General features: G+C 34.9%; 26 protein-coding genes, 1 tRNA gene, 1 other RNA gene and 1 pseudogene. 10 read left to right on the plus strand and 19 right to left on the minus strand.

The annotated features are described in order from the left end of the window. Positions 1–15: 15 nt before the first annotated feature. The gene (locus tag LQV35_RS05730; RefSeq protein WP_230056914.1) at positions 16–420 is read left to right on the plus strand and encodes a hypothetical protein; all 405 of its coding nucleotides are present in this window, start codon (positions 16–18) and stop codon (positions 418–420) included. A 4-nt stretch (positions 421–424) separates the two neighbouring features. Here the strand turns inward: LQV35_RS05730 and LQV35_RS05735 are convergent, their stop codons facing one another. From LQV35_RS05735 to LQV35_RS05760, 6 genes are all read right to left on the minus strand, one after another. Beyond that, on the minus strand, positions 425–1057 hold the full coding sequence (locus LQV35_RS05735) for a protein-L-isoaspartate(D-aspartate) O-methyltransferase (protein WP_230056915.1): 633 nt from the start codon (positions 1055–1057) through the stop codon (positions 425–427). Then, positions 1058–1813 (minus strand): carbon-nitrogen hydrolase family protein, encoded by a 756-nt coding sequence (locus LQV35_RS05740; RefSeq protein WP_230056916.1) that lies wholly within the window; start codon positions 1811–1813, stop codon positions 1058–1060. Further along, positions 1810–3885 (minus strand): hypothetical protein, encoded by a 2076-nt coding sequence (locus LQV35_RS05745; protein WP_230056917.1) that lies wholly within the window; start codon positions 3883–3885, stop codon positions 1810–1812. Before LQV35_RS05745 ends, LQV35_RS05740 begins: the two co-directional genes overlap by 4 nt. Next, positions 3882–4448 (minus strand): gamma-glutamylcyclotransferase family protein, encoded by a 567-nt coding sequence (locus LQV35_RS05750; RefSeq protein ID WP_230056918.1) that lies wholly within the window; start codon positions 4446–4448, stop codon positions 3882–3884. The genes LQV35_RS05745 and LQV35_RS05750 overlap by 4 nt, the downstream gene beginning before the upstream one ends. Further along, the gene (locus LQV35_RS05755; RefSeq protein ID WP_230056919.1) at positions 4435–5457 is read right to left on the minus strand and encodes a ribonucleotide-diphosphate reductase subunit beta; all 1023 of its coding nucleotides are present in this window, start codon (positions 5455–5457) and stop codon (positions 4435–4437) included. Before LQV35_RS05755 ends, LQV35_RS05750 begins: the two co-directional genes overlap by 14 nt. 156 nt (positions 5458–5613) lie before the next feature. Continuing rightward, on the minus strand, positions 5614–6159 hold the full coding sequence (locus tag LQV35_RS05760; RefSeq protein ID WP_230056920.1) for a ribonuclease HII: 546 nt from the start codon (positions 6157–6159) through the stop codon (positions 5614–5616). A 134-nt stretch (positions 6160–6293) separates the two neighbouring features. Between LQV35_RS05760 and rpmI the strand changes: the two genes are divergently transcribed. Beyond that, the gene (gene rpmI, locus LQV35_RS05765; RefSeq protein WP_230056921.1) at positions 6294–6485 is read left to right on the plus strand and encodes a 50S ribosomal protein L35; all 192 of its coding nucleotides are present in this window, start codon (positions 6294–6296) and stop codon (positions 6483–6485) included. Positions 6486–6582: 97 nt separating this feature from the next. After that, a complete protein-coding gene (rplT, locus tag LQV35_RS05770; RefSeq protein WP_230056922.1) occupies positions 6583–6939 on the plus strand; it encodes a 50S ribosomal protein L20 in 357 nt (118 codons plus the stop codon). 29 nt (positions 6940–6968) lie between these two features. Here the strand turns inward: rplT and coaE are convergent, their stop codons facing one another. Further along, the gene (coaE, locus tag LQV35_RS05775; RefSeq protein ID WP_336245995.1) at positions 6969–7631 is read right to left on the minus strand and encodes a dephospho-CoA kinase; all 663 of its coding nucleotides are present in this window, start codon (positions 7629–7631) and stop codon (positions 6969–6971) included. A gap of 2 nt (positions 7632–7633) precedes the next feature. Here coaE and purM point away from each other — a divergent pair, with 2 nt between their 5' ends. After that, positions 7634–8617, plus strand: a complete 984-nt coding sequence (gene purM, locus LQV35_RS05780; protein WP_230056923.1) for a phosphoribosylformylglycinamidine cyclo-ligase — start codon at positions 7634–7636, stop codon at positions 8615–8617. Positions 8618–8850: 233 nt separating this feature from the next. Here the strand turns inward: purM and LQV35_RS05785 are convergent, their stop codons facing one another. Further along, positions 8851–10260 carry a carbon starvation CstA family protein gene (locus tag LQV35_RS05785; RefSeq protein WP_230056924.1) on the minus strand — a complete coding sequence of 470 codons (1410 nt, stop codon included), beginning with the start codon at positions 10258–10260 and terminating at the stop codon, positions 8851–8853. Between the two features lie 432 nt (positions 10261–10692). On the opposite strand from LQV35_RS05785, the pseudogene LQV35_RS05790 reads away from it, so the two are divergent. From LQV35_RS05790 to LQV35_RS05800, 3 genes and pseudogenes are all read left to right on the plus strand, one after another. Continuing rightward, a pseudogene (locus LQV35_RS05790) lies at positions 10693–12945 on the plus strand (ribonucleoside triphosphate reductase); the annotation flags it as partial. 69 nt (positions 12946–13014) lie between these two features. After that, complete coding sequence (locus tag LQV35_RS05795) at positions 13015–13692, plus strand: anaerobic ribonucleoside-triphosphate reductase activating protein (protein WP_230056925.1); 678 nt, start codon at positions 13015–13017, stop codon at positions 13690–13692. 24 nt (positions 13693–13716) lie between these two features. Beyond that, positions 13717–14202, plus strand: coding sequence for a low molecular weight protein-tyrosine-phosphatase (locus LQV35_RS05800; RefSeq protein ID WP_230056926.1), 486 nt, complete (start codon positions 13717–13719; stop codon positions 14200–14202). On the opposite strand, the gene LQV35_RS05805 is transcribed toward LQV35_RS05800, so the two are convergent. The 3 genes from LQV35_RS05805 to LQV35_RS05815 form a co-directional block, all read right to left on the minus strand. Then, positions 14192–14635, minus strand: coding sequence for a copper resistance protein CopD (locus LQV35_RS05805; protein WP_230056927.1), 444 nt, complete (start codon positions 14633–14635; stop codon positions 14192–14194). The genes LQV35_RS05800 and LQV35_RS05805 overlap by 11 nt on opposite strands. A gap of 71 nt (positions 14636–14706) precedes the next feature. Continuing rightward, positions 14707–15126: a hypothetical protein gene (locus LQV35_RS05810; RefSeq protein ID WP_230056928.1), complete on the minus strand. Its 420-nt coding sequence runs from the start codon at positions 15124–15126 to the stop codon at positions 14707–14709. Between the two features lie 14 nt (positions 15127–15140). Beyond that, entirely contained in the window at positions 15141–15563 is a 423-nt protein-coding gene (locus LQV35_RS05815; protein WP_230056929.1) for a hypothetical protein, read from the minus strand. Positions 15564–15617: 54 nt separating this feature from the next. On the opposite strand from LQV35_RS05815, the gene ffs reads away from it, so the two are divergent. Continuing rightward, positions 15618–15715: signal recognition particle sRNA small type (gene ffs / locus LQV35_RS05820), an RNA gene on the plus strand. 6 nt (positions 15716–15721) lie between these two features. Here the strand turns inward: ffs and LQV35_RS05825 are convergent. From LQV35_RS05825 to dnaA, 6 genes are all read right to left on the minus strand, one after another. Further along, positions 15722–16954 carry an HD domain-containing protein gene (locus LQV35_RS05825; protein WP_230056930.1) on the minus strand — a complete coding sequence of 411 codons (1233 nt, stop codon included), beginning with the start codon at positions 16952–16954 and terminating at the stop codon, positions 15722–15724. Beyond that, positions 16951–17724, minus strand: coding sequence for a preQ(1) synthase (queF, locus tag LQV35_RS05830; protein WP_230056931.1), 774 nt, complete (start codon positions 17722–17724; stop codon positions 16951–16953). The genes LQV35_RS05825 and queF overlap by 4 nt, the downstream gene beginning before the upstream one ends. 70 nt (positions 17725–17794) lie before the next feature. Beyond that, positions 17795–19153, minus strand: a complete 1359-nt coding sequence (locus LQV35_RS05835) for an EAL domain-containing protein (protein WP_230056932.1) — start codon at positions 19151–19153, stop codon at positions 17795–17797. Continuing rightward, on the minus strand, positions 19153–21474 hold the full coding sequence (gene gyrB, locus LQV35_RS05840; protein WP_230056933.1) for a DNA topoisomerase (ATP-hydrolyzing) subunit B: 2322 nt from the start codon (positions 21472–21474) through the stop codon (positions 19153–19155). The genes LQV35_RS05835 and gyrB overlap by 1 nt, the downstream gene beginning before the upstream one ends. A gap of 12 nt (positions 21475–21486) precedes the next feature. Then, positions 21487–22557: a DNA polymerase III subunit beta gene (gene dnaN / locus LQV35_RS05845; protein WP_230056934.1), complete on the minus strand. Its 1071-nt coding sequence runs from the start codon at positions 22555–22557 to the stop codon at positions 21487–21489. Positions 22558–22711: 154 nt separating this feature from the next. Continuing rightward, positions 22712–24019, minus strand: coding sequence for a chromosomal replication initiator protein DnaA (dnaA, locus tag LQV35_RS05850; RefSeq protein ID WP_230056935.1), 1308 nt, complete (start codon positions 24017–24019; stop codon positions 22712–22714). Between the two features lie 132 nt (positions 24020–24151). On the opposite strand from dnaA, the gene ruvC reads away from it, so the two are divergent. Next, the gene (ruvC, locus tag LQV35_RS05855) at positions 24152–24625 is read left to right on the plus strand and encodes a crossover junction endodeoxyribonuclease RuvC (RefSeq protein WP_230056936.1); all 474 of its coding nucleotides are present in this window, start codon (positions 24152–24154) and stop codon (positions 24623–24625) included. On the opposite strand, the gene LQV35_RS05860 is transcribed toward ruvC, so the two are convergent. After that, positions 24622–25521 carry a bile acid:sodium symporter family protein gene (locus LQV35_RS05860; RefSeq protein ID WP_230056937.1) on the minus strand — a complete coding sequence of 300 codons (900 nt, stop codon included), beginning with the start codon at positions 25519–25521 and terminating at the stop codon, positions 24622–24624. The two genes, ruvC and LQV35_RS05860, sit on opposite strands and share 4 nt — an antisense overlap. Positions 25522–25694: 173 nt before the next feature. Here LQV35_RS05860 and LQV35_RS05865 point away from each other — a divergent pair. After that, positions 25695–25771: transfer RNA gene (locus LQV35_RS05865), tRNA-Met, on the plus strand. Positions 25772–25950: 179 nt separating this feature from the next. On the opposite strand, the gene LQV35_RS05870 is transcribed toward LQV35_RS05865, so the two are convergent. Next, positions 25951–26505: a putative peptidoglycan-binding domain-containing protein gene (locus LQV35_RS05870; protein ID WP_230056938.1), complete on the minus strand. Its 555-nt coding sequence runs from the start codon at positions 26503–26505 to the stop codon at positions 25951–25953. Between the last annotated feature and the right edge of the window lie 110 nt (positions 26506–26615).

A 26615-nucleotide genomic window follows, 5' to 3' on the forward strand; every position in this document is an offset into this window, starting at 1 on the left:
TTTTAAAGGTTTAAAATGAAAAATTTTCTCTTTCTTTGTTTGTTTTTAGGCTTTGCAGCCGCTAATGACTGCTCACACCCTGATATACAAAATATGCTAAATGAACTAAACAAAAACTACCCACAGCAAGTTGATAAAGTCACTCTGATAACAAACACAAGTTGTACTAATAAAGAGCTAACTTACGCATACTCACTACTTACAAACGATGAGGTGCCATTTCATAAATTTACAGATGAAATGATAGCAGAATTTAACGCCAAACAAAGGCAGTTAATGAGAAATTTTATCTGTACCGACCCAGAAGTAACCGAGCTTAGAAATTATGTAGATAGGATAGTTTTTAGATATAATTTAGAAGATGGTAGGTTTTTTACAAAAATAGCTATAGATTTTACTGAGTGCAAAAGTGGTCTTTAGCCGCTCACTCAGTCCCAGCCAATAACGGCACAAAAAGGCACTCATCAAAGATCTCTTCTTTTATATCACCGTCTGCTAGCTTTGTAAATTTTACGATATTTTGCTGGTTTGCCTTGCCTACTGGAGCAACCAAAATTCCGCCCACCTTAAGCTGTGAAAAAAGTCTATCTGGCACACTTTCACACCCACAACTAAGGATAATACGCTCGTATGGTGCATATTTAGCCCAGCCCAAATTTCCATCGTCAAATCTCACATGAACATTTTTTACACCCAAACTCTCAAAGCGTTTTTTTGCCTCCGTAGCTAGCTTTTGAATACGCTCGACACTAAAAACACGGTGCGCAAGCTTTGATAATATAGCCGCTTGATATCCGCTTCCGCAACCAACTTCAAGGACATTATCAACATCCTCACACTCCAAAGCCTTTGTCATCTTTGCAACGCTTAAAGGGGAGCTTATCCACTGTCCGCCCTCAATAGGATGGGCATTTACTGAATACGCGTGCGCGCTTATGGGAACAAAAATTTCACGCTCCGTTGTGGCTATAGCATTATACAAAGCCTGTGAAATTTGAACCTCATCAGCTATCTCATCAGCCAAATTTTGGCATTTTATCTGCTCTGATTGTGTCATTTATATTAATCCTAACTTTTTCTTTATATCTTTTATCTTTTCTATCTCAAACTTTGTCTCTTTTTTAAACTCTGCATCTGGCAAAAATACCCCAGCAAACTCCAAATCAAGCGAACTTGAAGCAACAACATAGCAGTTATTTATGATAGCTAAGGCCTTGCAAAGTGCCTTAAAATCATCAGCTCTACTACCACCCCACATAGCAGGCACTAGCACGACATCACAGCCTTTTAGCCTTGCCCATAGCTCGCTAAATCTAATCTCAAAGCAAATCAAAACTCCAACTTTTAAGCCCAAAAAATCAAATGCTTTTATATCCGCACTCTCTCCTGCTAGGAATTTATCTTGCTCAAAATTTGGTGTAAAAAGCTTTGATTTTTTTTGAGAATAAACGATATTTTCGCTATTTAGCAATATAAATTCATTATAAATTTCTATCTTATTATTTTGCAGTATTGTGATATTTGCAAGTCCGTTTGCAGGATTTTGACTGCTTAGGTGAGTAAAACCTAAAAATTTATCCGTGCTTAGCGCATCTTGGATATTTTCTATCATAACTGCATCAAATGACCCGATAGCACCGCTCATCATTGCTTGATTTTGATTGGCAAAAAATCCATCAAAATCATATCCGCTAACACAAAGCTCACTAGCTAAGATAAGCGAGTCATTTGGTGCGGCTGAAATTTTTTGCAAAAGCTCGGCTTTTCTGGTTTGCGTTGTTGGCGAGCTTAGTGTTATTGGGATTAGATTCATAAAAGCTCCTTTTTAGCAAATTTCTTAAAACGCATTTTCATATCATCTATTATAGCAAGATCACTCGTGGTATCTAGCATTTTGAGGCGTTTTTCAAGCTCTGTGGTATCTATATTTAAAAGCTTTTTAGCGGCTATATTTTCAGCCAAAATGACAGCTAGTTTTTTACTAGAATTTGTAGCCTCAATCACGGCAAGAGCTCTTTTTGCGTAGCTTTGCATTTGCTCTGCCATATGCGTTTCAAATACACCACTTACTATGCCATAAAATATATGCAAGGCTATGTTGTGTAGCACGATAGGGCTTTCATCAAGATCGCCTAAATTTTGCTTAAAGTTTTGGGCATTTTGGGCGTATTTTAGGGCATTGTGTAAGTTTTTAGCGTCTCCATCACGCAAAAATATAAGCCGTAAAACAATAGAGTAGTTAAGCAAACTAGCCGCATACTCACTCTCGCTGATAGCCGGAAATTTCATCGCTTTTTCGTGAAATTTTAGTGCATTTTCAAGATCATTCATCCATTCGTGATAGTTTGCGATTATGTTATTTAAGTTCCAAATTCTACAAGGCGTGGCAAGTTCATTATTTTTATCTAAAATTTCTTTTAGTTTTTCAAGTGCTTTTAGTCCGTTTTCTTGCTCTAAATCAAACCTAGCAGAAACGAACAGCCAAGCAAAACGCTCATAAAACAAAGCCTCATCTGCCGCGTTTAGTTTTATAATCTCAATGCCTTTCATAGTATTTAAAGCATTATCAAATTTCCCCATCCGTTCAAGCAAGATAGCCTCTAAAAGTGCGTATTTGCAAGGATTTATCGGCGATAGATATTTGTTTATTATCAAAGCGTCCTCAAACCGCCCAGCCCTTTTTAGACACTCTAAAAGAGATTGTAACGCCAAAATATCAAGACTTTTTAGCATACTTGTTGAAAACTCGCTATTTAGACTCTCAAATTTTAGTCCATCTTTTAAGATCGGCAATGCAAAAACGCGAAAACTATTTGCATTTAAAGCAGTGTTTATGAGAGTTTTTAGTAGCCAAATTTGGCGTTTATGAAGCATTTCATAATCTATCGCACGCTCTAAAAGCCAGTAAATTCCAAGCGGTTCATGTAGTTTTGAGACGATATTTTCTAAATTTGCACGGATAAAAAACTCAGCCTTACCCCTTAATCTCTCATCAACTTTTACACTAAAAACAAGCTCGCTGTAACCTTGAAATTTATTTTTTAGCAATGCATACTCATTAAAGCCGCGATGTAAAAATGCCCCGATCTGATCACTATGAGAGAGTAAATTTGTAGCTAAAATTTCAAGCAAATCTATGGCTAGGATATTGGTTTTTTCATTTTTTACACTTGCAAAACTAGCTAGCTCAAGCATAGCAAGCTCGCTTTTATCAAGTAGTTTTACTATTTTTTCTGCGTTTAGTTCGCTGTTTTCACGCACAACTTCGCCGTTATAGTTTAGTATCTGCTTGAGCGCCCCCAGCCCTTCGTTTCTAATGTGTAGTATGACATTAAATTTTGTTTGTTTTAGGCTGTTTAACGCCCCAAAAAGTAGCCCCATCTCTTCATAGGATAAGGTATCTGGGCTATAAATATGAAGTGGTTTTGTGTGAAGTTTGCTAAGGGCGTATTTTAGGCGGTTTTTACGCCTTGCCTCGGCGTTAAACCAAGATTTTAATACATTTGCGACAGCGTTACTTTCGCCCCCGCTTAAAGATGGCAAAAGCGTAACTACGATAAGCAAAAAAGCGGTTGCCAAAAGCCCTATCATACCTTCGTAATCAAGTGAAAATTCTCGTTTCAGTAAAATATCTTCAAAAAAACCTTCATAGATATTTATAGCACCTATAGCAAATAAAACTAAAAACACTCCAAGTCCGCTAAGAACACCATAAACAAGCCCAAGCGAGCGATAAAAAGTGAGTTTTTTATAAAGGCTTTCCTCTAAGTTTTCAAGCCTTTCTGCACTAAAAAATACAATCTCAAACCTATCATCAAACTCGGCAAAAACCTCGTTACTATCGCGTTTGTAGCTACTTAAACTATGAGTATGAAGCGTTATCAAAATTTGCCTTTTGCATAGGCGTTTTGCGTTGAGTTTTGAAAGCTATACTCGCCCTGTTTTACCTCAAATGGCAGATCGCAAAGCACATTTTTAATGTATTGTGTTTTAAAATTTTCATCAAAGCTTTGTATGGCTGTTTTTAGCATATCTAGGTATTTTTGTGGGATTACGCCTGAGATTTCACGCGGAGTAAGCGTGCCAAACGCAAAAACTTCATCGTTTTGATTTAGGTTTAGATTTGTATCAAGTGGTGTGAAATTTTTTGCAGAAATTTTTAAAATATCATATCCACTCTCTCGTTTTTTTAAATTTTCAAACTCGCTTTCATTTACGCAAAATATCGCACCCAAAGCACTTTTATCTTGATCTAGACTTAGGGTTAAAAACACTCCATTTAAGCTTTGCTCATCAAAACTTAACGCAGCAAGATAACCCCAAGAAACAGCATATCCTTTAAGCTTGACTGGCATAAGCTCACTTTTGTCGATATTTCTAGCAAGTGTGCGTGAAAGGCTCGCAAGATTTAAAAGCGAGCCATAAGTGAAAATTTTAAAAGTCATCAAAACTTATGCTACCTTTTGAGTAGTTTGTAACTTTGGCTTCAAAAAAGTTGCTTTTTTGATCATTAAATTTAGAAAAGTCATCGACCCATTTTATCGGATGGGCGACATTATATCGGCGTTTTAGACCGATGGCAACAAGGCGTTGGTCGATAAGGTAGTGGATGTATTGTTCGATTATATCATCTGTAAAGCCCATTATTTGGTTTTGAGTTATGTATTTTCCCCATTTTATCTCCAAAGCCCCAGCCTTTTCAAACATATCATAAATTTTTGCTTCCATTTCAGGCGTAAATAAATCAGGTCTCTCGGTGCGAACAGAGTTTATCATGTTTTGAAATAGCAATAAATGTGTTATCTCATCACGCTGGATAAAGCGTATCATCTGAGCTGAACCAAGCATCTTCCCAGCCCTTGCAAGCGAGTAAATCGCCGTAAATCCGCTATAAAAATAAACACCTTCTAAAATTTGATTTGCAACCATAGCAAGAAGCAACTTCTCATCTGTTACCTCTCCCGCAAGCTCGGCATAAACGCTTGAAATGTAGTCGTTTTTCTCGCGTAAAACATCATCGTGCTTTTCCATCTCATAGATAAGATCGGTGTTATCACAGATCGCCTCAACCATTACCGCATAAGACTTTGAGTGATTTGCCTCCTCATAAGCTTGGCGGCTTAGCACAGCATTTATCTCAGGGGCTGTTATGTAGGGGTTTATGTTATCGGCTAGGTTGTTTGTCTGAAAGCTATCCATAGAAATAAGCTGGCTCCAAACTAGATCATACATGCGTTTTTCAGCCTGTGTAAGCTCGTGCGCATAACAGCGAACATCATCGGTGGTATCGACCTCTTTTGGAAACCAAGTGTTTGCCTCCATCAAATCCCAAAGTTTCAAAGCCCACTGATATTTTGCTTTTGTAAAGTTTAAAATCCCATGTGGATTGCCGTTAAAAACTCGTCGATCGGTCAAACTTTCGTTTGAGCTAGGGTTGTAAATTCTTTTTCTATCCATCTTTTTTGCCTTAAAATAAATTTTAGCGATTTTAGCAAAAATATGGTTAAATTTTAATGACACAGCTTAAGTTTTGATCCTTTGTTTTAAAAAAGCAAAATATAATCTGAAAGTATATATTTTAAAATTTTAAGTATTTGTGTTTAGTTTAGGGTTTTAAAACAATGTTCTCTCTTTTGCTTTTAGCTTAAAGCTCTTACGAGTAAGCTCATTTTGCCCTAGAAGTTCAAGTGCTTTAATATGCGAACTTGTCCCATAACCCTTGTGTTTAGCGTATCCGTATCCTGGAAATTTCTTATCAAAAAGATGCATTAACCTATCACGACTAACCTTGGCTAAAATACTAGCCGCACTTACCTCAACAATCTTTCCATCGGCTTTTATCATTGTTTGCACGCCTGTACCATAGTTTGCATTTCCGTCATAAAGCAAGCTAAAGTCTGGAAATTCGTACTTAAAACATATGAGTGCTCTGCGTAAGCACTCGCTAAGTCCAAGCTCATCAACAAGCGAATTTGAAAAATAAACGATAAGAAATTTTGAATTTTTTACTATCTTTTCAAAAAGTTTTTCACGAGCTTTCTCGGTAAGTTTTTTTGAGTCATTTAAGCCTAAAATTTCATCATTTAAAACACATGCAGCCACGACTAAAGGTCCAGCTAAAGCTCCTCGCCCAGCCTCATCTATGCCACAAATTTTCATCTTTTACCTTAAAAATTTTAGTAAAATTATATCAAAAATTTTCTATAAAAAACAGCGGTTTTAAACTCTTTAAAAGAAATTTTGGGTATAATCCCCATCTTACGCAAGTCGTAAAAATACTAAAAAGGATTAGCATGCCAAAGATGAAAACCGTTCGCGGTGCTGCTAAGCGTTTTAAAGTAGGCAAAAACAAGATAAAGCGTGGTTCAGCTTTTAGAAGCCACATCTTGACTAAAAAGTCTGCTGGACGCAAAAGAGACCTTCGCCAACCACAATATGTGGACAGCACAAATGTCTCAGCAGTAAAGAAAATGCTAGGCGTATAAGCCAAGCACAAAACTAAGTTTTTGACAAAAAGTCATTCAAAACTCCCCTATATCAGGGAAAGATCCGACATCGGACGCCAATTTATAAAGGATAAACATGGCAAGAGTAAAAACAGGCGTAGTTAGAAGAAGACGCCATAAAAAGGTTCTAAAGCTTGCACGCGGCTTTTTTAGCGGCAGACGCAAACACTTTAGAAAAGCTAAAGAGCAACTTGAAAGAAGTTTAGTCTATGCATACCGCGACAGACGCCAGAAAAAACGCGACTTCCGCCGCCTCTGGATCGTTCGTATAAACGCTGCTTGCAGACTAAATGACATTAGCTATTCACGCTTTATAAACGGTCTAAACAAGGCTGGTATAGAGCTTGATAGAAAAATTTTAGCTGACCTAGCTATGAATGACGCGAACGCATTTGCAGCACTTGCTAAGAGCGCAAAAGACGCTTTGAAATAATCTTAGCCCCAAACTTTGGGGCTTTTTCTTCATAAATTTTCTTTTATATTTTTCAAAAATTCTTGTGTTTGTTGTTTTAAATTTTCCAAATCACCACTATTATCAATGACAAAGTCCGCCATTTGTTTTTTTATCTCTATGTCTATTTGTAACTGAACGCGAGACTGTGCTGTCTCATAGTCAAGATCATTTCGCTTCATAACTCGTTCTATAAGTAAATTCTCAGGAGCATAAACGACAATGATTTTATCAAAATTTTTCTCGCCAAGCCCCTCAAAAAATAGCGGAATATCAACAAAAAATGGCTTTTTTTGCTGTTCTAAAATTTCACTTTGCATGGCGATTTTAGCAGAAATTTTTGGATGTAAAATTTTTTCAAGCTCTTTTAGCTTTGCTTTGTCATTAAATACAATGGCTCCAAGTTTTTTTCGTGATATTTTTCCATTTTGTAAAATATGAGAGCCGAATTTTTTAATGACTTCATTTTGCGAATTTTCAAGCATTTCATGCGAGATCAAATCAGCATCTATAACTGAAAATCCAGCATTTTTAAGCAAATTCACAAATGTGCTTTTCCCGCTGCCAATGCTACCTGTAACTACAAAACCATTTTTAAACATATCTGCCTTTTTTAACTGCGATTTTAGCCAAATTTCGCTAAAATCAAGGCAAATTTTTACAAAAAAGGTCAAACATGATAAGCTACAAAGATGCTGGTGTTGATATAGATGTAGGAAATGAGTTTGTAAATGCCATAAAACCGCATGTTAAAGCCACTTCTACGCCACTAGTTTTGGGCGGTATCGGCTCATTTTCAGGCGCCATAAAACTCCCAAGTGGATATAAAAATCCAGCGATCTTAGCTGCAACAGATGGAGTTGGAACAAAACTACGCCTGGCAATAGACGCTAACAAGCTTGACACTGTGGGCGAAGACTTAGTCGCAATGTGCGTAAATGACCTTATTTGCAACTTTGCCACACCGCTATTTTTTTTAGATTATTACGCTACGGCAAAGCTTGACATAGGCTCTGCAACAACGGTAGTAAAAGGTATCGCAAATGGCTGCGTAAAAGCAAAATGCGCCCTTATAGGCGGCGAAACAGCCGAGATGCCTTCTATGTATGAAAAAGGCGACTTTGACCTAGCTGGCTTTGCAGTGGGCATGGCAGAACAAGATGAGATAGACCGAACAAAATTTGTAAGTGAGGGCGATATTTTAGTAGCTTTGCCTTCGAGCGGACTGCATTCAAATGGCTACTCACTAGCGCGCAAAGTCGTGAGCGAAAAGGGGTTAAAATTTGATGATATGCTTGGCGATGAACGCCTTATAGACCTACTTTTAAAACCGACTAGAATTTATGTGTCTGAATTTTTAGCTTTAAAGGACAAAATCAACGCTTTAGCCCATATCACGGGTGGCGGCTTAGTTGAAAATCTACCACGGGTTTTCCCTGAAGGGCTTGGCGCAAGGATAGATAAAAGTGCTATCAAAATGCCAAAAATTTATAAAATTTTTAACGGCATAGTAGATGAAAGCGAGCTTTACCGCACATTTAATACTGGTGTTGGAATGGTACTAGTCGTTTCAAAAGAAAATCTTGACTTTGTCCTAAAAAATAGCGATGGCTACGCTATCGGCGAAGTTATAAAAGCTAAAGGCGTAGAGCTAGTATAGCAGGTCTTGTTTTTTGTTTGGTTGTGCTACTAATGCAAAATTTATAGACAGCACAACCGGTTATCATAAATATTTAAAGCACTTTATCTAAATATGTCTTGATTTGCTTAGAATGTGTAAATAAGTATCAAAAAGCTATCTAACTTCTTGAGTGCCTTTTCTAAAAAGGCTTAGAAAAACACTAGTACAAAATAAAAGGCAAAGCCCCCATATTAGGGGCTAAAATTTAAATTTTACTCACTTATAGCATTTTTAGGCAGTCTAAAAAATAGAACCAAAAGCACAACAGAACAAACTATACCGATAACGGTTGAAACTGTCATATCAAGTCCAAAACCTATCTTTTCATACGCTAGATATGTCATCACAACAGCCGTCATAAACAGCGCTGGTACTGTAGTGATCCAGTGAAATTTTCCACTCTTATAAAGATATGCCGAAGCTGTCCAGAGCATGATGGCTGCTGTGGTTTGATTTGCCCAGCCAAAATATCGCCAAATCGTTTGGAAATCAACCTGTGAAAGCACTATGCCAACAGCAAAAAGTGGTATAGAGATAAGCAAGCGTTTTGATATATCTTTTTGTTGCATATTAAAAAAGTCAGCGATAATAAGTCTTGCTGATCTAAATGCAGTATCTCCAGAAGTTATCGGTAAAATGACCACACCTAAAATAGCAATGATACCACCGACACCGCCAAGAAGTGCTGTTGAAATTTCATGCACAACGCCAGCTGGAGTTGATTTGCTTATAACCTCTTGAAGTGCTGCGGACGACTCATAAAAGCTAAGACCAAGAGTACACCAAATAAGCGCTATCGCGCCCTCAAGTATCATCGCCCCATAAAATATCATACGCCCTGACTTTTCGTCTGCTATACAACGAGCCATTAGTGGTGACTGTGTAGCGTGAAAGCCAGATATTGCGCCGCACGAGATAGTAACAAAAAGCAGTGGCCATATCGGTAGCCCTTTTGTATCAAAATTTGTCATAAAGTCAAGCCCGTATGAGTAAAACTGCTTATCGCTCATAATGAGCCCTATCGTAAGTCCAAATGACATAAACAACAGCAACGCTCCAAAAAATGGATAAAAACGGCCGATAACCTTACTTATAGGCATAAGTGTTGCTAGGATATAGTAGGCAAAGATGATTCCGACCCAAGTCAAGACATTAAGTGATGTTAAATTTGAAAGTAGCTTTGCAGGGCCCGTAACAAACACAACTCCAACAAGCACCAAAAGCAAAAGTGCAAAGACATTCATAAAGTGCTTCGCCCATTTACCAAGATGATCGCCAACCACGCTTGGTACAGACGCGCCATTTGACCTAACGCTTAGCATGCCTGAAAAATAATCATGCACCGCCCCAGCAAATATACAGCCAATCACTATCCAAAGCATGGCCACTGGCCCATAAAGAGCGCCTAATATCGGACCAAAAACTGGCCCAAGACCAGCGATATTTAAAAGCTGTATGAGAAAAACCTTTGTATTTGACATACTCATGTAATCAACCCCATCAGCCAGCTCATGAGCTGGTGTTTTGCGGTTTGGATTGATGACGAAAATTTTCTCAACAATCTTTCCATATGTAAAGTATGCCACTACAAGCAATGCCAAGCAGAAAAAGAACCAAAGCATATTTCCTCCTCAAAATGGAATTTTTTCTTAATTATATAATATAATTTAAAAATTTTCGTAAGAATTTTATAAAATTTTTCTTTTATTGACTTAAAGTTGGGTAAAAATTTAGGCTAAAGAGCTATTATTATATAAATACAAACCTCCTTTCTATAAAACCCCTATATGAAAAAGGGGTTTTATATTATTTTTCCTAAAATATCTTAAATATAAAAATTAATTTTGAAAAATCATAATTTAAAGTAAAAAATTTGATAAATACCCTAAAATAAGGGATAAATTTACTTTATAAACTTAAAATTAAAATGAAATTTTTTTGTCTTTTATGATAAGTATTATTATTTAATAATAAATAAGGCTATTTAACTTTAAGGTTATTTTACCTATAATTTTGCATTCAACAAACCAAAACCAAAATTTTAAAGACAAGAGATGAAACAAATCCTAAAACGAGATGGCACAGCACAAGAATATTTACCATACAAAATCGCAGACGCGATAAAAAAGGCATTTGAAAGCGAAAGTAAGCAATACGACGAAAAAGTCTTTTTAGATGTTATGGGTCATGTTTTTGATAAGGAAATTTTAGCGGTCGAAGATATCCAAGACTACATAGAAGCGGCTCTTTTTAAGGCTGGATACTTTGATGTTTTAAAAAGTTTTATGCTCTATCGCCACACTCATAAGCTTCAAAGAGAGCAAATTTTAGGACTAAATGAAGATACTACATACATAAACTCAACCCAGACTATAAATGAATACATAAATGGCACAGACTGGCGAATTTCAGCTAATTCAAACACGAGCTATTCAAACGCTGGACTTATAAACAACACTGCTGGTAAAGTCATCGCAAACTACTGGCTAGACGCGGTTTATAGCAAGGAAGAGGGGCTGGCACACAGAAATGGGGATTATCATATCCACGATCTTGACTGCCTTACTGGTTATTGTGCGGGCTGGAGCCTTAGGGCTTTACTGAATGAAGGCTTTAACGGCGTTCGTGGCAGGGTAGAGAGCCGTGCTCCAAAGCATTTTCGTGAGGCACTGAGCCAGATGGCGAATTTTTTAGGAATTTTACAAAGCGAGTGGGCTGGAGCACAGGCATTTTCTAGCTTTGATACATATCTTGCACCATATGTTTTTAAAGATGATTTGAGTGATTTAGAGATAAAAAAGGCAATAACTAGCTTTGTTTTTAACCTAAATGTCCCGGCTCGTTGGGGTCAAAGCCCATTTACAAATGTTACTATCGATATAACTTGTCCGAGTGATTTAAAAGAGCAAATTCCAACTTCAAACGATGAACATTTATTTAAAAATTTCAACGATGAAAATGCCTTAAAACGAGCAAATGAGCGTGGCAAAAAGGCACTTTGCGATATGACTTATGGCGACTTTGAGCCAGAGATGAGACGCATAACAAAGGCATTTTACGAGGTGCTAACGGCTGGGGATAAAAACTCACAGCCATTTACATTTCCGATACCAACTGTAAATATAACAGAAGAATTTGACTGGGATAGCGATGTGGCTGAGGTTTTGTTTGAAAATACGGCAAAAATGGGCTCAAGCTACTTTCAAAATTTCATCGGAAGCCAATACACTATAAATGAAAATGGCGAACGCGTGCCAAACGATGCGGCATACAAGCCCGGACATGTGCGTTCTATGTGTTGCCGCTTGCAGCTTGATTTGCGTGAGCTTTTAAAGCGTGGTGGCGGGCTTTTTGGAAGTGCTGAGATGACGGGTAGTATCGGCGTAGTAACGATAAATTTAGCAAGACTAGGCTATAACTATAAAGATGATAAAAGCGGGCTTTATAAACGCCTTGACTACCTGCTCGAACTAGCCAAATCAACCCTTGAAAAGAAGCGAAAATTTATCCAAGAGATGTATGAGCGTGGGCTTTACCCATACACGGCTAGATATTTAAAGCATTTTAATAACCATTTTAGCACTATCGGCATAAATGGGATGAATGAGCTTTTAAGAAATTTTACAAACGATAATGACGATATAGCGACTGAATTTGGCCGTGAGTTTGCCTTGGAGATGATAAATTTCTTACGCGATAAGATCCGCTTATTTCAGGAACAAACGGGAAATTTATACAACCTTGAAGCCACTCCAGCCGAAGGCACAACATATCGTTTTGCAAAAGAGGATAAAAAGCGCTATCCAGACATTATCCAAGCTGGAATGGGCGAAAATATCTACTACACAAACTCAACTCAGCTGCCAGCAAGCTTTACAGATGATGCTTATGAGGCACTTGATCTGCAAGATGAACTTCAAAGTGCTTATACTGGTGGAACTGTTTTTCATCTTTATATGCGTGAGCGCATTAGCTCTGCTAAGGCGTGTAAAAGTTTGGTAAAAAATATCATAACAAACTATAAGCTTCCATATATCACGATAACGCCGGTATTTAGCGTGTGTGATAAGCACGGATATATCGCTGGTGAGCATGAGTTTTGCCCACTTTGCGATGCGGAAATTTTAAATCAAAACAAAGGAGCATAAATGAGTGAGCAAGAAATTTTAGCTAAAAATGCAGATAAACGCACAAAATGCGTGGTTTATACAAGAGTTATGGGCTATCACAGACCAGTTGAGAGCTTTAACCTAGGCAAAAAAGGCGAGCATAAAGAGCGTGTAAAATTTCGCGAAAATGCAGGTTGCACGCATAAAGCTACCGCATAAATTTAGTGGCTTTTGTCGCTTTGGCAAAAGCCTTTTAATGAGCAAAATTTGCTAAATCCCATACACTCACTAACTCCATTTACCATGACTGATTATCCTGATAAGATAGCAGCTGTTGCGTGGTTTGCAGGGTGCAATATGCGCTGTGTGTATTGCTATAACACACCTATCGTGCTAGAAAGTGGCAACATAAGCACCGAGGAATTTTGTAAATTTTTAGATAAACGCAAAAACAGACTTGATGGCATAGTTTTTAGCGGTGGAGAGTGCAGCATATCGCCTGCTTTTTTAGAGCTTGCTCGTGAGGTAAAAAAGCGAAATTTTGCACTTAAAGTTGATACAAATGGCTCAAACTTAGATGTGCTAAAACAAGCCATAAGCGAGGGTTTGATAGATTACATTGCACTTGATTTTAAGGCAACAAAGGAAAAATTTAAAAGCATAAGTGGCTCTCATTTGTATGAAAATTTTATTCAGACTTTAGAATTTTTGCTATTAATAAATTTTGATTTTGAGGTTAGAACGACTTTGCATGCTGACTTTTTAGATGAAAATGACATATCAAAAATGGCTGAGATTTTGGAGCAAAAGGGCTATAAAAAAAGTTATTTTTTACAAAATTTTTTAGATACTAAAGAAAATTTTGGCAAAATTTCTACGCCTAAAAATAGCTTTGATGTGGATAAAATTCGCTCACAAATACCTATAAAATTAAGAAATTTTTAGTAAAATATTTCAAAAAGGCTAAAAATGAAAATTTTATTTATCTGTCATGGAAATATCTGTCGCTCAACAATGGCTGAGTTTGTTATGAGAAATTTACTAGAGCAAAATGCCTTAGATGGTGAAATTTCAGCATTTTCTATGGCAACACATACAGATGAGATAGGCGAGCCACCATACTATGAAACTCTTAGAATTTTGCGTGAAAATAACCTAAAAGACTATCCGCATAAAGCCACTCAAGTTAAAAACTCAGACTATGATAAATACGACCTTATTCTTTGTATGGATGATGAAAATATGCAAACTTTAGGCAAAATTTTTGCTGGAAAAGATATGAAAAAAGTTAAATTTTTACTCGAGTATGCTATGCAAAATGAAGATAAACCCCTAAAACATGCAGATCTTATCATCGCTGATCCGTATTACACTAGAAATTTTGAGCGATGTTTTTATGATGTAAGTCGTGCCTGCAAGGGGCTTTTAGCTCAAATTTTAAAATCTAAACCATAAACATTGCTTTTGCTAAAATAACTATCGCAAAACCAAAAATAAATGCAACAGTATGCAAATTTTCACGCATAAATTTCGGTGGCTGCTTGCCTAATGCACGATGTGAGAGATTAAAAATGACACCACAAGCCAGTATTAATGCCAAAATAACTTTTATCATAAGAAGTGTTTGAAGCGTTGTTTCAAAGTATCCACCAGCTTTTGATCCAACCCATGTACTCATCATCATACCACCTGAAAGTATAAGTAAAAGTAGGCAAAGTGGCATGATCTTTATAGCTTTTGAAGTTATGGCAGCTTTTACAGGCTCAAATTCATCGCCTAAAATATTTTTAAGACGAGAAAATATAACAACATCAAAAAAGATGTAACCTAAAAAAATGATCGCACAGATGATATGCACGAGCTTTGCATATGGATATATAGCTTGCATTTTTATCCTTTTAAAAATTTAAAAGGCGCATTATAGACTATTTTTATCTTTTTTGCAATGAGCTATATCAATCAAAGATACATTCTCACTTCACTAACAAGAAATTCATAGACTCGTTGTTGAATAATTATCTCATCTTCACTGCCAACCATAAGCCGTCTAAGATGGTCAAAATCAATCTTACTTACATAGCGTTTGTGTGCTTTTAGCTCTTTGTCGATATTATTTAACAACGCATCAAGCGTTAAATGGTCATTTTTCTTGACTTTTGCGACATATTCTTTTGTGAGTTGTATGAGAAAATCCCTTCTATTTTGGTCATTTTCATAAATTTCAGTAGCAATCTGTGTTAAAATTTCAAAATCATCATCATCTGGAGAGAGTTTTGCGCCGATTATAGCTGCAAACACTTTTGCACGAAATTCCAAAGACTTATGATGATAGACTAAAAACTCACGAAAAGCCGATAAAAAACGAAATTTAAAGCCCATTTTTACACCACTTTTTAAAATTTGTTATTTTCAAAAATCTCACTCAGTCTATTAAAAAGAGTTGAGCCGATATTATATTTATTAAAAAACTTACGAAGCTGTGCGTCTAAGCCATTTTCTAAACAGTAAACAAAGAGTGCTGGCATAATGAGTGAAGTTTGTAAATTTTCGCTCTTTTTTAATGTATAAATCGCGATATTTTCATCATTTATAAACTCATAAAATTTATGTAAAAAAGGTCTAAAATTTAGTGAATTTACCCCTTGATTTAGATGAAAAGTATTAAGCCCAGCATCTTTTACATACTGGGTATATATCTCACACTCTTGGATATCTATGTCGCTAGAAATAGCCAAGCCTAGCTCCTTTTGAGACTTTTTTAAGATATTTTGATATATGTCAGATTTTATAAAATTTATAATATCTAAAGTATCCATTTACATCCTTTTACTAAGTTTTAAGCATTTTTTTAGTAACATTTCAACCGCTCCTTCTTAGACCTGTGCAATGCTTTTTATGAGCACCGCTTCAGGGTGGGAACACAGCAGAGCACTTGTAATCAGTGTGTGCCGCAGTCATCTGAGAGGGGGTTTTACTAAACTTGACTTTTTAGATCAAAGTGCTCGCATAACCTTTCACAAATTTCATAAAAATTTACACCATCTATGCTTGGTTTTTCTTTAAAATTTTTGTGCATATTTTTAAAACCATCGCTTAGCTCTTTTGACTTTACACCATAACTTATCGACATCCCAGCCTCGATATAAGCGGCTAACTTGTCACAATACTTTAAGGCTTTTCCATCGATGGCATTAAAGCGATTTTTATTGACATTTTCCATCATTCCATCATGTGGGATAATGTTATTTTCAAATGTGCGGTTTTCAAACTCATCTTTTATAAATTTATCATCTTTTTTACGAATGCCCAAAATATAGCTAAAATCTCCCCTAAAACTATCTGGGACAAATGGCAAAATTTTCTCATCAATAAGCTTCATCTCATACTCGCTAATGATCTCATTTAGCCCTTTTATACCATATTTTACAGGGCTTATAATATCACGAGTTAAACTCTCTGGAAGATCATGAAAAAGTGCACAAAAGAAGTTATTTTCAAGCCTTTTTGCACACGCTCCAACTTTAAGCGAGTAAAAGTAGCTAAGTATAGCAACAACTAGCATATGCCCTAAAACAGCCGTTTCTGGTATCCTAGGAGTTTGAGCCCAGCGCTTTTGAAAACGAAGACGCCCACTAAGATCAACAAGGCGTGCTAGCTTTTGATTCATGGCTATTTTTCTAACGCCTATAAGCTCGTAATAATCCTCCATCTCCTCATCTACTTTGCTCTTTAGCTCATCAATATCATTTAAAAACTGACTTGTTTGATAAACTATGCTAAATTCCCAACGAGTTGCAAGATAGCTTGACGCCTTTAAGATAAGGCGCTCTTTTGAGTGAGTTTTGTCATCTTCTAGCAAATATGTACGCAGTCTAGCTAAAAATTTACCATCTTCTATATCTTTTACAAGCTCTTCAAGCTCGTTTACCACCCACGCATTTACCTGCTCTTTTTTACTTTTTTGTATAAAATGAAAGACATCTGGACGGATGTCAGTCACGACAACACGACTTAAAAACTCAAAAATACCAGCCTCGATGATGTAACTCATATTGACATCTTTTTCAAGGTTAGCTATAAAATATGCGATGATAAATTTATGCGCTTGTTTGTCAAGCTCAACTAAATTTGTCATCTTTGGATAATCGTTCCAGCGTGAGATAGAGGCTGCTTTAAAGATATGTTCGATAAGGCTTGCAGATATCATTTGTCTTTCTTAACCACACTTGCTTTACGATTGCCCTCATAACTTATCTTACGAAAGCCATCACGAGCTGCTCTTTTTGGTTTTTCATCGCCACCACGCTCAAAATTTTTACCTCTTGAGCCGCCTTTACTACCTCTGCTATCATCACGATCAAAACCTCTTGTACGCGAACCACCTTTATCGCTATCTCGCCTAGAACCGCCTCTTAAACCGCTACTACCTCTTTTTTCATCTCTTGCTCTGTCACGCTCACGCTCTTCGATACGGCGCGCACCTGCACGGCGATTATCATCACGACTTTTTTCATCATCTGCGTTATTTTTTCCCTGTTTTTTTATAAGACTTTCAGATGAAATTTCAATCACAGTATGAACATTTCCTCTTGGGTTAAAGTCACCTACTATCTTCATATATTTTGGCTCAAGCTTACGATAAAGTACATCATAAATTTCATTTATACTATCTTCGTGACTTATGTTACGATTCATAAAACTATTTATATAAAGTTTTATAGTTTTTAACTCAACCACAAATTTGTTTGGTATATAATCAAGATATATCGTTGCAAAGTCAGGATAGCCAGCGCGTGGACAAAGACAACAAAACTCAGGCAAAGTTATGCTTATCATATATTCTCGCTCGTGTTTGTTTTCCCAAAACTCAAGGTCGGTTTCTGGATTAAAATTCTTAAAAATTTGCTCACCATATTTTAAATCTGGCTTTACATCTTGCTCTTGTTCATCATCTAATATCAAAATTTCTTTACTCATTTTTGTTTTCCTTATTTTTAAATTTCAAGGCTTTTTGCCAACAATTTCTGCCTATTTTAGGCTCTCCTTATTATCTAAGATCCTTTGGTTTTTCTATAAAATAACCTTGAGCAAAGTTTACACCAAGGCTTTTTACAATTTCAAAATTTTGTGTATTTTCTATAAATTTTACTATACTTTTTATACCAATTTCTCTATAAATTTGACTAAAATTTTTTAAACATACTTGTACTTTTTTATCTAAAAGCGTTTTACTTATAGAAATATCATAGGCTATAAATTCCACATCAAGTACAAAAAGTGCGTTAAAACAGACATTTGTCCCGCAAAATTGTGATAAACAAAATCTAAATCCAAGCTTTTTATATTCACTTAAAAACTCACTCAACTTTCCAAAATTTTCGCTATTTTGCCTGCTAAAATCAAAAATGATATTTTTAGCTTCTAGCTTTTTTTCCAAAACAAGCTCTTTAATAAAATTTAAAAAAGTCGTATCTTTTAGAGAATTTTGACTAACTTCAATGATATAAATTCTATCTTTTTGAGCAAGGCTTAAGAAATTTAAGATGTTATTTTTATCAAGTACTATCTCACTCTCATTTTGCGTAGCTATCTCTATAAACTTTGAGCGAGCAATATTTCCTAAACTTCTTGTTTGTAGCGTAGATATTACTAAATTTAACTCATCTTGGTTTTCAAGGCTTGCTATTTTTTGAGTTTTATAAAGAAATTTTTGCTCTTTTATGGCTTCTAAAACCTCTTTTTCTATCTGCAAAAGATCAGCTTTGTCAGCTTTATTTTTGTATTTTAATTCATTTATTAAAAAATTTATACTTTTACTAAGATCATTATTTTGTAAAGCATTAATGGCTAAAAAGTCAATGTCTATACTTATATTTTCATTTTGCATATTTTTTGAAAAAATAGTTAAAATATGTGTTAGATACGAACTTTGTGCATATACATATAACAAAAATGAACTGGCATTGTAGTGTCCTATTATGCTTTTTACACTATTTTTTTTAAGAAAATCTTTAAGTTTAAAGATACTATCTTTTAGAATTTCATCGCCCTTATTTATCCCATATATATCAGAAATTTCACTTAGATTTTTAATCTTTAATAAAACTAAACTTTGATTTTTATCAGCTTTTAAAACAAGCTCACTAAAAATTTGCTCTGTTTTTTTACGATTTAAAAAACTTAAAGTACTATCTAAAATAGTATTTTTAAAACTTTGATATATCAGATAAAAAGTGTAGAAAATATAAACTACAACAAGTAAAATAAAAAGAAAAATTTCATGAGTTTGGATATTATCATTTGTAAAAAAAATATAACCAACAAATAAAACTAATATCGCAAACGGAAATGAGATCTTCAGCGCTGTTTTAAAACGCTGAGTTCTCTCTAAATTTATTGCAAACATCAAATATCCAAATGTTTTACATCTTTTGCATGCTCTTGGATATAATTTCGGCGTGGTTCAACTTCATCGCCCATAAACAGGTTAAATGTATCACTAGCACTTTGTGCATCTTCTATACTTATGCGAAGTAAGCGGCGATTTTCAGGGTTCATCGTCGTTTCCCAAAGTTGATCAGGATTCATCTCACCTAGACCTTTATATCGCTGAATTTTTACATTATTTCCTTTTTTAGCATTTTCTGTTACGCTGTGTAAAACATCTATCATATCTCTACCGCCAAAGTCTATCTCACGCTCTTTTAGCTTTTTATAAATATGCAATGCTTCTTCGTAAAGTGGGTTAGCAAAAAGGTTGTCGTTGATATAAAATTCCTCCAAACCATTTTCGGTTTGTACATAAATTCTTATCTCTTCATCATTTACATAAGAATTTAATATATTATAACCCTTTTCTTTTAAAAACTTACTCAAAATTTCAAATATCTGAGAATAGCTTTTGCCTATTATATCTGGATTTTCTATCATATATCTAAGGGCAACAAGCAAGTTAAAACGCTTTGCAAGCTCGTTTAAGACATTATCATAAGCAACAACAATCTTTAAAAAATCAATCAAGTCATTTGTCCCAACGCCTTCAAATTCCATACCTTCAATACCAGTTTGAATAAGAAATTCATTTAATGCTTTATCATCTTTTAAATAAACCTCTTTTTTACCCTTTTCATAGCGATAAAGTGGTGGCTGAGCTAGATAAATATAACCCTTTTCAACAACCTCATGTAAAAATCTAAAGAAAAATGTAAGAAGTAGTGTTTGAATATGACTTCCATCAACATCAGCATCAGTCATAATGATGATCTTATGATAGCGCAAACGCTCTGCATCAAACTCATCACCGATACCACAACCAAGAGCTGTTATCATATTTTTTATCTCTTCAGATTTTAAAATTTTATCTAGGCGGGATTTTTCAACATTTAAAATTTTACCCCTAAGTGGTAAAATAGCTTGAAAAACTCTATCACGACCCTGTTTTGCTGAACCACCCGCAGAATCGCCCTCGACCAAATAAAGCTCGCTTATAGTTGCATCCTTACTTTGACAATCAGCTAACTTTCCAGGTAAAGTTCCTACGCTAAAGCTCTCTTTTTTACGAGTAAGATCTCTTGCTTTTTTAGCAGCCTCTCTACCGCGAGCAGCCATAAGAGCTTTATTCATGATAGCTCTAGCTTCGATAGGATTTTCTTCAAAATATTTTGTTAAAACTTCAAAAACCATCTTTTGAACGATAGGTTTAACATAGCTTGAACCAAGTTTACCCTTTGTCTGTCCCTCAAACTGTGGCTCAGGCACTTTTACGCTTATTACAGCTATTAAGCCCTCTCTTATATCATCGCCAGTTATCTTTGTATCTTTCTCACGAGCAGCTGCATTTGCTGAAATATAGTTTGTAATAACACGAGTTAATCCCGCTCTAAAACCAGCCTCATGTGTTCCACCATCTGGAGTTTTAATATTATTTACAAAACTTAGTAAATTTTCACTATATGTTTCGTTATAAAGTAGAGCAAAATCAACTATAACATCCTCTTCACCACCGCTAAAACTAACAGCTTTACTAACTGCATTTGATCTATTCATATCACTTACAAAGCTTTCAAGTCCGCCTTCAAAATGATAACTCTCACTAAATCCATCGCGTTGATCTTTAAAATTTATAGTTATTTTTGGATTTAAATATGCTAGTTCACGGAAGCGTTTTGCAAGTGTATCACGCTCAAATTCAGTTACTTCAAAAATTTCATCATCAACGAAAAACTCGACCGAAGTTCCAGTGCGATTTGTAGTTTTTATCACTTCAAGCCCAGTTGTTGGGATACCTTTTGAAAATTCTTGCCTATAAGTATTTCCTTGGCGTTTTATCGTTAAAATAAGCTTTTTAGAAAGTGCATTTACAACAGAAACACCAACACCATGAAGACCGCCAGAAACTTTATATGTATCTTTATCAAATTTTCCGCCTGCATGAAGTACTGTTAAAACAACTGTTGCAGCTGGTAAATTTTCAGTTGGGTGCATATCAACTGGAATTCCACGACCATTATCAGTAACTATACAGCTACCCTCTCTTGTTATCTCAACATCTATGGTATCACAATACCCTGCCATCGCTTCATCTATCGAGTTATCAACAACTTCATATATCATGTGGTGAAGACCACCGATATTTGTATCTCCGATATACATACCAGGACGCTTTCGGACAGCTTCAAGCCCTTTTAAAACCTTGATATTTCCAGCATCATAAATTTGTTCTGACATATTTTCTCTTTCTTATTTTATTGTTATTGGCATTACGACAGTTTTAAGCTCTTTTGAACTAACAACAAAAGCTAAATTTATATCATTAAAACCTAACTCAAATTCGTTGTCTTCTATACTTTGTAAAAAGTCAAGTAAATATCGGTTTTTAATGCCAATATAAATTTGCTCATCAAGACCTGTGTTGTATTCTATCGTTGTTTTTGCTTCAGAATTATCTTCGATAATACTTTCAAATGTAATACTTTCAGGAGCAAAAGTAATTTTCATAGTATCACTTAACATTGAGATAGTTTTTATACCATCTACCATTTTATCGCGATTTAAAATTATTCTCTTTTTTATCTCTTTTGGTACGACACGCTCATAATCTGGAAATTTTCCATTTATAAGCTTTGTAAAGAACTCAAAATTTGAACTTTGAGCTATTAATATATTTTCATCATAGTAAATTTCTATCTTATCAAAAAATAGTTTTTGTATCTCACTTATAGCTTTTTTAGGGATAATGATAGAAAACTCACGCTCGGTTGGTGTTTCAAATTTAAATACACTAAGTCGTTTTGTATCTGTTCCTACGATATTTATAAAATTTTCTTTTATATCTAGCAAAGCTCCGTTTAGTTCAAATTTTGGATTATTACTATCTATACTAGGAAGTATCTTTTTAAGGCTTCTTCCAAGCATAACAGCGTCTATGTCAAATTTAGCTTTTCCTTCAATGGTTGGAAAAGATGGAAAGTCTTCAAATTTATACATAGGAAGTTTGTATTTTGAGTTTTTTTGTTTTACATAAAGGTAGTTATTAAGACTTTCAAGCATAACATCTTCATCTTTTAAACTTCGTATTATGTCAAGTAGTTTTTTGCCATTTGCTGTTGCATATCCTTCATCTATTATCTTTGCGTTACTAAGTTTATATGCAAGTCCTATCTCATGGTCAGTTGCACGGATATTTAAAACTCCATCTTTAGCACTAATATAAATGTGACTTGTTATAGCGCTTAAATCTCTTTTTTCAAGATATGGGTTTGTATTTGTAACAATACTTTCAAGGACATTTTTATTTATTGTAACCTTCATATTTTTTCTCCGTTTGTTTTTAAATTTCTTTTAGTAGTAATAGTAGGCTTGTTGAAAAAGTGAAAATCTGCTTTTACGCCCTTTATTTGGTTATTTAAGGCGTGAATAAAATTTTCATTTTTTTCACATTTATTCACAAATTTCATCTTTTATTTTATCCTTTTGTTAGAATTTTATTTTTTATTTCTTCGACTTTTAATTTTAAAATTTCATCATTTTCTATCAGTTCATTTATCTTTTTTATATTTTTACTAACATTGCTGTGATCGCCCATGTTAAAGTAGTTTGCGATTTGTGGCATTGAATTTGTTGTTAAATTTCTTATTAAATAAATTGCTATTCTTCTTGTTTCTACGATATTTGCGACGCGTGATTTACTTTTTATGTCGCTGGCTTTTATATTTTGTTCTTTACAAACCACTTCGATGATGCGTTCTAAGCTTACATTTTCTAACTTTTCTTTCAGTAGATCTTTTGTTATATTTTTTGCAAGTTCAAGTGTTATCTCTTCATTTAGCATCGTGTGATAGGCTTTTATGTTATTTATAACCCCTTGAATTTCCCTTATATTATCTCCGATATGAGTTGTGATGTAGTTTATAATATCTGGTGATAAAGACAGGTTATTTATCTCACATTTTTTTTGTACTATGGCTATTTTAGTCATAAGATCTGGTGGGTTTATATCTATCCTACCACCTGAGTCAAATCTCGTTACAAGACGCTCTTCAAAGCCTTTTAACATCTTTGGTGGCTTATCTGATGTCATAACTATCTGCCCTTTTTTGCTGTGAATTTCATTAAATGTGTGAAAAAATTCGTTTTGTATCTCTGTTGTTTTTCCTAAAAATTGAACATCGTCTATCAAAAGATAGTCGCACTCTCGGTATTTTTCACGAAATTTTTCCATCATGTTGTTTTTTAAATTATAAATAAAATCATTCATAAAAACTTCACTTGTTACACAAATAACATTTTTACCCATATTTAGGCAAAAATTTCCTATTGAATGAAGTAAGTGAGTTTTACCAAGCCCACTCTCTCCGTAGATAAATAGTGGGTTATACTGCCCACCTGGTCTTTGAGCAACCTCTTTTGCTAGAAAAAATGCAACTTGATTTGTCTTACCAACAACAAAATTTTCAAATGTATAATCTTGTATCAAATTTGCACTTTTTATCTTTTTTACATCGACTTTACTTGCTTTTGAGCCAGCTTTGCGTATATTTTGTGTGGTTATATTTATAAGGGGTTTTCTGCCTGTTTTTACCTCATAAAAGTATGCTATTTTCTCAGCGTATTTTGTTTTTATAAATTTTGCTATAAGTTCGTTCGGGACATTATAAACTATAGTGTCGTCGCTTGATGCTTTTTCGTTAAATTTGAGCTGTTTTATGTAAAATTCATACTCATTTGGAGAGATTTTCTCTTTAAGCATCTCTAAAATTTCATTTGCAAGCAAAACTAAACCTTTTTTATATTAAAATACGCTAACTAAATATTGTAGCCAAAATTTGATAAAATATTTGTTAAATATGGTAAAAAGTTATTCACTTATGTGAAAAAAATGTGAATAACTAATGAAAAGGATAGTATGAAAATTCTAGGCATTGACCCAGGTTCGTGCAACTGTGGATACGCTATCATAGAAAAAACTGCGAGAAAAACCACACTTTTAGAAGCTGGACTTATCAAGATAAAACAAGATAGACTTCAATACCAAATCACCGAGCTTTGCGAGGGGCTTGATGTGATTTTTAAACATCATAGTTTTGAACATGTGGCGATTGAGGATATATTTTTTGCATTTAATCCAAAAACAGTCTTAAAGCTAGCACAGTTTCGCGGTGCATTAAGTCTTAAAATTTTACAACTACATGGCGATTTTGCTGAATACACACCACTTCAGGTAAAAAAAGCCGTCACTGGAAATGGCAAGGCTCAAAAGGAGCAAGTTGCTTTTATGGTAAAAAAAATGCTTGGCATTACAAAAGAGATAAAACCACTTGATATAACAGATGCTATTGCAGTTGCTTTAACTCATGCTAATACTATCCGTATAAGCTAAATTTCAGTTTTTTTACAGGTACTTGCAAAGAGTGCTCCGATGACATTTTGAATGATACTAAAAAGTGCTGCTGGAAGTGCCGATATAGCACCAAAATACTTCATCGCAAGTGCAGCACTAAGTCCTGAGTTTTGAACACCAACTTCTATCGCAAGTGTCCTAGCGGTTTTTGTATCAAAACCAAAAATTCTAGCACTAGCATAACCACAAAGCATACCAAGTGTATTATGAACTATTACGGCTATTATAACACCAATGCCTACGGTGGATAAATTTTGTGTATTTAAAGCAACTATCACAGCTACGATAAATATAATGGCACTCATTGAGATAAGTGGCATAGCACGCTTAAAAAAGTGTAAAAATTTACTAAAAAATGTATTAAGAAATATACCAACCACAAGTGGTAAAACAGTGATTTTTATAAGATCAAAAAGCATACTTTGTGTTGCAACTTCTACACTTTTTCCAAGATATAGCCAAGTAAGAAATGGCATTAATATACATGAAATAACGGTAGAAACTAAGGTCATACTAACAGAAAGTGCAAGATCGCCCTTGGCTAGATAGGTTAGTACATTTGAAGCTGTTCCACCAGCACTTGTACCTACTAAGACCATGCCTATTGTAAGGGACTGATTAAGTCCAAAAACTAGACTTATACCAAGTGCTATGAGTGGCATAAATATAAACTGGATAGCGACACCAAGTGCTATGGCGGACTTTTTGTTAGTAACACTTATAATGTCTGCAAAATTTAGCGTCATGCCCATGCCAAGCATTATGATCATTAAAAATGTAACGATATGCCCTTTAAAAGGGGTAAAAATTTCAGGGAAAAAATGTGCAAAAACTGAAAAAATAAGTGCGATACTAGGGTAAATAAGTGTTTGCATTAATATTTTTGTACTTTTTGTTTATGTAAAATTTGCATAGGTTTCCTTGAAAAATGAAAAATGTTTGGCGTATTTTACACAAAATTTTTTGATTTTTGATATATATTAAGCAAATTTTGTAATTTATGTTAAAATAAGCTTTCAGATAGTATAATCGCAAACTTAATTTATGTGTCAAAGTAGCTCAGCTGGTTAGAGCGCTGGTCTCATAAGCCGGAGGTCGGGAGTTCAAGTCTCCCCTTTGACACCAGAACAAAACCCCCTAAAATACAGCGTTTTAACAAGTTTTTATCAAAAAAAGGTTAGCAAATTTTTTGCTTAAATATTGTCGAAAATTAAACATTTTGACAACATTTAGGGCACACTTGGGGCACACTTAATTTTATATTATTTTTATAAGTTAATTTTAGAATTGTTTTATAAAAATAATCATATCTCCTTCGCTCTTCTCTCCCACCCTTTTTTATAAACAGCCAGTTTTTGATTTTTCTCTATTAGCCTGTTATAGTAAGCAAGCTCTAGCCTGTCATACTCTTTATTAAATTTAGCTTCATCATAGCTATTTAATGCTCTTAGTGTTTGAGCTCCAAAATAGCCATCATCAACCACTCCAACAACTCTTTGAGCTATTTTAATAGCCTGCCTTACTCCAGCATTTACCGCAAAGCAAAATATCTCATTTGCACAATGCTGACTAATTATCTCATCGCCTCTTATTTTATCCCAGAAGTTAATCCTGTAAAACTTAGCCACCATCTCTTTTAGATTTTCATCTTGATGTAGTGCTATGCTTGCCTTTTTTATATCGCCTAGCATTCTAAGAGTATCTTTTATTATGAGCCAACCAGCCCAACCAGGGTGTGCTATCTCATAAATGCCCATAAATGTTAGTCCATTCTCGGTTGAGTTTTTATGTAGTGCGGTGCTTGGGTTCTCAAATTCAAAGCCTAGCATTAGCTTATAAGCATTGTTAAAATTTGCCATTATTGTTTTAAAGAGAGATTTGATATAATTTTGCTAGAGGTTAGGCTAGAGGGTCGCAACCTCCAGCCTAAATTTTACCTCAGAAAGTGAGGTGAGTTTATGAGCTTGCA

The sequence above is a fragment of the Campylobacter suis genome (assembly GCF_905120475.1).
GTDB classification, from domain to species: Bacteria; Campylobacterota; Campylobacteria; order Campylobacterales; family Campylobacteraceae; genus Campylobacter_A; species Campylobacter_A suis.